The 6,586-nt window shown below is 47.0% G+C and carries 6 protein-coding genes; 2 read left to right on the top strand and 4 right to left on the bottom strand.

From position 1 onward, the window contains the following. Positions 1-260 precede the first annotated feature (260 nt). From lysA to VFS25_RS25275, 3 genes are all read right to left on the bottom strand, one after another. On the bottom strand, positions 261-1,493 hold the full coding sequence (lysA, locus tag VFS25_RS25285) for a diaminopimelate decarboxylase (protein WP_326464975.1): 1,233 nt from the start codon (positions 1,491-1,493) through the stop codon (positions 261-263). Positions 1,494-1,682: 189 nt separating this feature from the next. Further along, on the bottom strand, positions 1,683-2,081 hold the full coding sequence (locus VFS25_RS25280) for an RNA-binding S4 domain-containing protein (protein ID WP_326464974.1): 399 nt from the start codon (positions 2,079-2,081) through the stop codon (positions 1,683-1,685). Positions 2,082-2,242: 161 nt separating this feature from the next. Continuing rightward, positions 2,243-3,616, bottom strand: a complete 1,374-nt coding sequence (locus VFS25_RS25275) for a dipeptidase (protein ID WP_326464973.1) — start codon at positions 3,614-3,616, stop codon at positions 2,243-2,245. A gap of 350 nt (positions 3,617-3,966) precedes the next feature. Between VFS25_RS25275 and VFS25_RS25270 the strand changes: the two genes are divergently transcribed. Next, positions 3,967-4,383 (top strand): hypothetical protein, encoded by a 417-nt coding sequence (locus VFS25_RS25270; protein ID WP_326464972.1) that lies wholly within the window; start codon positions 3,967-3,969, stop codon positions 4,381-4,383. A gap of 51 nt (positions 4,384-4,434) precedes the next feature. Next, a complete protein-coding gene (locus VFS25_RS25265; RefSeq protein WP_326464971.1) occupies positions 4,435-5,673 on the top strand; it encodes a FecR family protein in 1,239 nt (412 codons plus the stop codon). Positions 5,674-5,675: 2 nt separating this feature from the next. Here VFS25_RS25265 and VFS25_RS25260 read toward each other — a convergent pair whose 3' ends face one another. After that, positions 5,676-6,140 (bottom strand): response regulator, encoded by a 465-nt coding sequence (locus VFS25_RS25260; protein WP_326464970.1) that lies wholly within the window; start codon positions 6,138-6,140, stop codon positions 5,676-5,678. Positions 6,141-6,586 lie beyond the last annotated feature (446 nt).

The raw sequence follows: 6,586 nt of genomic DNA, 5'->3' as shown, positions 1-6,586 counted from the left end.
GGTTTCACCCGGGAAAAAGGGCCTTTTTAGGAGGGAAGCATACCAGTTGCACCGCAATGGAACAGGGGTTGAAAAGCAATTAACGGACAATTGCGCTGTAAAAAATAACTGAGCCACACCCGTAAAGATGTGGCTCAGTATTTATAAAATTGAAACCGGGCCGGTTACAATTCGTAATTATTTTTCACATACAGTAGCCAGGCACTTCACAATTCAACCATTCATGATGCCAATAGCCTATTGCCTTTAACAGCCACCGTTCAATTCGTAATTGCAATCTCTATCTGGTTCTTCAGAATATCATCCAGCGTATCTCTTTTACGGATCAGGTGGGGCTTACCGTCTTTCACCAGCACTTCTGCAGGTTTCAGGCGGGAGTTGAAGTTGGACGACATTTCAAACCCATAGGCGCCGGCGTTATAGAACACCAGGTAATCGCCTTCCCGCACCTCATTGATCTTACGGTCCCAGCCAAAGGTATCGGTTTCGCAAATATTGCCCACCACCGTGTAAATACGCTCGGTGCCGTGCGGGTTGGAAATATTGCGGATCAGGTGAAAGGCATCGTAGAACATAGGGCGGATCAGGTGGTTAAACCCGGAGTTAACGCCCACAAACACGGTTGCCGTGGTTTGTTTGATAACATTGGTTTTTACCACGAAATAGCCGCTCTGGCTTACCAGGAACTTACCCGGCTCAAACCACAGCTGCAACGGGCGGTGATAGTGCTTGTTAAAGCTGTTGAAAGCATCGGACAGCTTTTTGCCCAGCAGCTCTATATCTGTTTCCGGGTCGCCCTGCTGGTAAGCTACTTTAAAGCCGCTGCCCAGGTCAATGGATTCCAGGTCCGGGAAATGCTCCGCCATCTCAAACATGATCTCTACGCCACGCAGGAACACATCCACATCCTTTATTTCCGAACCGGTGTGCATATGCAGGCCGGTTACTTTCAGCTTAGTACTTTTTACAATACGTTCTATGTGGCGCAGCTGGTGAATGGAAATACCAAACTTGCTGTCGATATGACCGGTGGATATTTTGAAATTGCCCCCTGCCATAATATGCGGGTTCAGGCGTATGCAAATGGGATAGCTGCCGCCGAACTTATTGCCGAACTGCTCCAGTATGGAGATATTATCGATATTAATGATCACGCCCAGGTCCTTGGCGGCAATGATCTCCTGCAGATCCACACAGTTGGGTGTGAAGATGATGTTCCTGGGATCAAAACCGGCTTTAAGGCCCAGCTGCACTTCCTGTATGGACACGGTATCAAGCCCGCAGCCCAGGGAGTTGATGTACTTCAGGATATTGATATTGGTCAATGCCTTACAGGCATAGAAAAAACGGGCATCCGTTTTTGTAAAGGCCTTCTGGAGCTTTTCGTACTGGATTTTAATTTTTTCTGCGTGGTACACATATACCGGCGTACCAAATTCTTCTGCAATCTTCACCAGGAAATCGGCGGAGAGCACGTCGCTTTGTTTAGGCATCTATTGAGTTAAGATTTTAGACCTCAGATCCCGGATTTTTGAAGGGTGTGGTGTGTGCGGCCCTCCTTTTAACCCAAAAATCAAAAGATGCGCAAATCTACTACGCAAATACGAGAAAACGTAATAACACCGGTAAAGATGGCCGCGGCAGGGCGGCAAGGCAATCCAGGGCGCCGGCAGGGCAAGCAGCTACTGTTCGTCGCCATCCATAAACTCATCCAGGTTGCGGCGCTCCCGTTTGGTAGGGCGGCCAATTTTACTGGGGCGCTTGCCGGTATAAAAGGTAGCGGCTACACGTTGGTTAAACTGCTTATCCTCCTCAGTGGTAATATCTATGTAGTATTTAATGGCTTCGGAGTACTGCAAACGGTTATGCAGCAAGCCGGTAACTTCTACTTTCCACTTGCGGGCTTCGGTTTTAATATCGTACTGGTCGCCTATGCTAACGGCGCGGGCAGCTTTTACGGCAACGCCGTTCATTTTTACCTTGCCGGCCTCACAGGCGGCCGCCGCCTGGGTGCGAGTTTTAAACACGCGGATAGCCCAAAGGTATTTATCAAGACGAAGTTTTTCGGTCGTTGTTGCCATACGTATCTTTCTTCTTCACACTGTTTTATGGTTCGCTTATTAAAAGTACGGTGTTTTTATTAAACCGGGGTAGCAGCCGGCTGCGCAAAGCGGCCGAATAAAACGAAGGCCGGCCGTTTGAAACGGCCGGCCCTGTATATATTAACAGTTTATGCCGCACGCTACTTCCCGCTCATTTCCGCAAAATATTTATGGAAGTAAGGGATGGTTGCTATGCCTTTGTAAAAGTTTTCCAGGTCATACTTTTCATTGGGGGAGTGCAGGTTATCACTGTCGAGTCCAAAGCCCATGAGAATGGTTTTAAGGCCCAGCTCTTTTTCAAACAGCGCCACAATGGGAATGCTGCCGCCGCCGCGCACCGGTATGGGCGTTTTGCCAAAGGTGCTTTCTATGGCCCTGCTGGCTGCCTTAAAGGCCACATGATCTGTAGGCGTAACATAAGGGCTGCCGCCATGGTGGGCCGTTACTTTTACGGAAACGGATTTGGGCGCTATTTTTTCAAAGTGCGCTTTGAACAGGTCGGATATTTCATGCCAGTCCTGGTTGGGCACCAGGCGCATGGATATTTTTGCGGATGCTTTAGAGGGCAGCACGGTTTTGGAACCTTCGCCAGTGTAACCGCCCCATATGCCGTTTACCTCCAGCGTAGGGCGAATGCCGGTGCGCTCAATGGTAGTATAGCCTTTTTCGCCCCACAGCTCCTGTACCCCCAGGTCTTTCCTGTATTCGGCTTCATCAAAGGGCGCCTTGTTCAGCGCTTCCCTTTCTGCTGCGCTCAGCTCCACTACTTTATCATAAAAACCGGGTATGGTAATGTGGTTATTTTCATCGTGCAGGGAGGCGATCATTTTAGCCAGTATGGTGGCGGGGTTGGCTACAGCGCCGCCATACACGCCGCTGTGCAGGTCGCGGTTAGGGCCGGTTATCTCCACTTCCATGTAGGAAAGGCCGCGCAGGCCCGTGTCCAGCGAAGGGTGCTGCAGGCTAAGCATGGCAGTATCGGAAATCAGCACAACATCCGCCTTTAACCGTTCCTTATTTTCCTTCACAAAAATACCCAGGTTAGCGGAGCCTACCTCCTCTTCCCCTTCTATCATAAACTTGATATTACAGGGCAGGGTATTGGTTTTTATCATGATCTCAAATGCCTTTACGTGCATGTAAAACTGGCCTTTATCATCGGCGCTGCCACGGGCATAAATGCGGCCGTCTTTAATCACCGGCTCAAAAGGGCCGCTGTGCCACAGCTCAAGCGGATCGGGGGGCTGCACGTCGTAGTGGCCGTATACCAGCACAGTAGGCAGCTTGGGATCTATTATTTTTTCGCCATACACAATGGGATGACCGGCGGTAGAGCATACTTCCACCTTATCGGCGCCGGCTTCCTGCAGGCGTTTTTGTACAGCATCTGCACAGGCTTTTACATCCTGGTTATAACGGGAGTCTGCGCTGATGGAGGGAATGCGCAACAGCGACAACAATTCATCCAGGAAACGATCCTTGTGTTGTGCCTGGTAATCTTTCCAAACTTGCATATGCGGGAGTATTAAGTTTCAATGGGGTGCAATTTAATGGAAAAACCATGAACCATCGTCCGGAGAATGATAACAGGTGTTAAAGAAAAAATCGTATAACCATCCGGCATTACGTGTCAGGCGCCCTAATTATTAATAAATAAATCTTATACCTAACCTACAGATTGTAAATAAGCTTTCCTTAAAAATGTAAATTTTGAGTATATTAACCAATAATTAACTTTTTGTTGTAACTTTTAATAGGAAATTTTAGGTCCGTAACGTCCAATACCTGAAAAAAATTGAGGACAGGTTACATTCCTATATGCTAAACTCCTACAATTGTATACACTTTCGCAAAATGCAATAAAATGAACAGTATTGATGACAAGGCTGTATTGTCAGAGTTAAAGCAGGGTAATATAAAGGCCTACCAGTACTTTTTCCTGAAATATTACAAGCCGCTATGCCTGAAAGCATATACTATGTTAGGTAACATGCGCATGGCCCAGGACGTGGTGCAGCATACATTTATACGCATATGGGAGCAACGTTTATATCTTGAAATACAGCAATCCGTAGGAGGGTTTCTTTACCAGCAGGTGCACGTGGATTGTTTAAAACAACTGCAACAGCACCCTAAAAACGCAGATGACGAAAAATACCAATCTAAACCTAATGAACTCGCAGATGAACAGGAACGCAAACAAATGTTAAGCAAACTGAGCGAACTACCTACTGAAAAATTAAAGCTGGTAATAGAAGACCCGCGAATAAGATTTACATAACATCATATTTTCTTATGAGCCATTCATAGTTGGTTGTGATTTGCTTATCATATGAAATTCGATCAAGAATACATTTATCAGCTGCTGCTTGAAAAACAGCTGGGGGAGATCAGCAAAGAGAATGACAGATACCTGCAGCAGGTAATGGAATACGATGAACATGTGCGCAATTGCTGGCTGGAACTGGAAAACGCCAAGGTTGCCACCAATGACGATATACTGGAGGATCTCCGGGCAGACCTTGTTTGGTGTAAGATTGAGGCCCTGTTAAAGCCCCAGCCCTCCTTCCCTACCCGCGTGCTGCGGTTACTGAAAAAGCACCGCGCTGCCATTGCAGCCTCTGTTTTCACGGCTATTATAACTGCAGGCGGGCTGGTATTTTATCTCCGTTATCAGCCCAATCCTACAGCACCTGCTGCTGTAGCTGCTGCCGTTAATACCGCACCGGTAACCGGCCATGCACCTGCATTAACTGCCGCCGCCCCTGCGGCCGCTGCAAACAATCCCGGCGGCCCTGTACCGGGTAGCTTACCGGCTAAAGTAGCCGCAGATACCCTGTTGCGTATTGTACATACGGCTGATACCACCAGCAGCACATTTATTGCCCGGGCGGATGATGCGCCTGTAAAAGTGCAGTGGAACACGCTGACCGTACCCCCTAAAACAGATTACCGGCTGGAGCTGGCGGATGGCACCGAAGTGCATCTGAATGCCAGCTCAACCCTGCGCTTCCCGTTCATTTTCCCTGGCAAAACAAGGGAAGTGTATCTCGACGGGGAAGCTTATTTTGACGTAGCCAAAAATCCCAGGCAACCTTTTATTGTACATACGCCCAGCACCTCTGTAAAAGCCCTGGGCACGGCATTCAATATTAACTCCTACAACGCGGATATGGTGATTACCTCGCTGGTGCAGGGCGCCGCGGTAACAGATGTGGGCGACTCCCTGGATGTTACGCTGAAGCCGGGCTATGAGGCTATTTACAAACCGGGGGAACGTTTTAAGGTGAAACGTTTTGATGAAGCCATTACGCTTTCCTGGCGCGAGGGTATTTACCGTTTTAACAAAACCCGCCTGGCCGACCTGCAGCCTGTGATCCAGCGCTGGTTTGGCCTTAAACTGGCTTTTGAGCCGCAATCAATTGCCACTATGGAATACAGCGGCTGCCTGGAAAAAGCCCGGCCTTTGTCGGAGTTTCTGACCCTGCTTACAGGCACGTTAAAGCTGGATTACCGTGTTTACGATAATACCATTCACTTTTATACCAGAAAAGCAAAGTGGCAGGAATAGGTTTAAGAGATGAGTTTTTGCCGGAGCAGAAATTCCAGCTTTTCATTCACATCCAGCAGCTTGGCTGTTAGCTCCTTGTTCTCGCGCCGGAGGGAGAATACTTCGTATGCCTTTTCAATATTGTGTTTAAGCTCTTCTTCATTCCAGGGTTTGGAAAAATACTTGTACACCTGTCCCTTATTAATAGCATCTATTACAGCATTGATATCCGCATAACCGGTTAACAGGATGCGGATGGGCTCGGGGTATTTGTCCAGAATGCTTTCAAAGAATTCGATGCCTGTCATTTTAGGCATACGCTGGTCTGATATGATGATGTGAATTTCGTGTTCGGCTAACAGTTGTTCTGCTTCTGTGGCGGAGGCAGCTGTGTACACGGTATACAACCTACGAAACGCGGCTTTAAAGGCGGTCAGGTTGTTTATCTCATCATCGATATAGAGAATATGGATGTGTTGTGCACTCATTTAAAGACACCTTAATTCTAAATTAATAAATATAAATGAGTTACAAACAATAAACACATTGCTACTGTCCTGTAAATACATTCCGATAGTTATCTGAGGAAAAATTATTGTACAAAATTATGGATAAACAAAGGATTTTTAGTCTTATTTTTTGCAGTCTTTTGTGTTACGGGCGAATAACAGATTGTTTTTGCAGATTGCCGAAATTCGTGTAGGTTTGGTGCATTCATGCCCCCAGGCGCTGTTAAATTACACATAACCAGCGCGCTATATACAGGCATTATCTTCTAATGTGAATACAAAAATTAAACCGTTTAACAAATGAAAAAATGGATCATTGTAGTTGTTGTACTGGTACTATTAGGTATGTTTGGCTGCAATAAATACAACGGACTGGTAAGGCAGGATGAGAATGTTAAAAATAAGTGGGGCGCCGTACAAAGCCA

The sequence above is a fragment of the Chitinophaga sp. genome (assembly GCF_035761305.1).
Lineage (GTDB): Bacteria > Bacteroidota > Bacteroidia > Chitinophagales > Chitinophagaceae > Chitinophaga.
The sequence above is the reverse complement of the archived record's forward strand: the minus strand, read 5'-3'. Positions and strand labels throughout refer to the sequence as shown.

Bases quoted from the DNA above. Each gene is read 5' to 3' on its own strand.
- VFS25_RS25275 (WP_326464973.1), bottom strand. From the start codon at position 3,616: ATGCAAGTTTGGAAAGATTACCAGGCACAACACAAGGATCGTTTCCTG.
- lysA (WP_326464975.1), bottom strand. From the start codon at position 1,493: ATGCCTAAACAAAGCGACGTGCTCTCCGCCGATTTCCTGGTGAAGATT.
- VFS25_RS25260 (WP_326464970.1), bottom strand. From the start codon at position 6,140: ATGAGTGCACAACACATCCATATTCTCTATATCGATGATGAGATAAAC.
- VFS25_RS25270 (WP_326464972.1), top strand. From the start codon at position 3,967: ATGAACAGTATTGATGACAAGGCTGTATTGTCAGAGTTAAAGCAGGGT.
- VFS25_RS25265 (WP_326464971.1), top strand. From the start codon at position 4,435: ATGAAATTCGATCAAGAATACATTTATCAGCTGCTGCTTGAAAAACAG.
- VFS25_RS25280 (WP_326464974.1), bottom strand. From the start codon at position 2,081: ATGGCAACAACGACCGAAAAACTTCGTCTTGATAAATACCTTTGGGCT.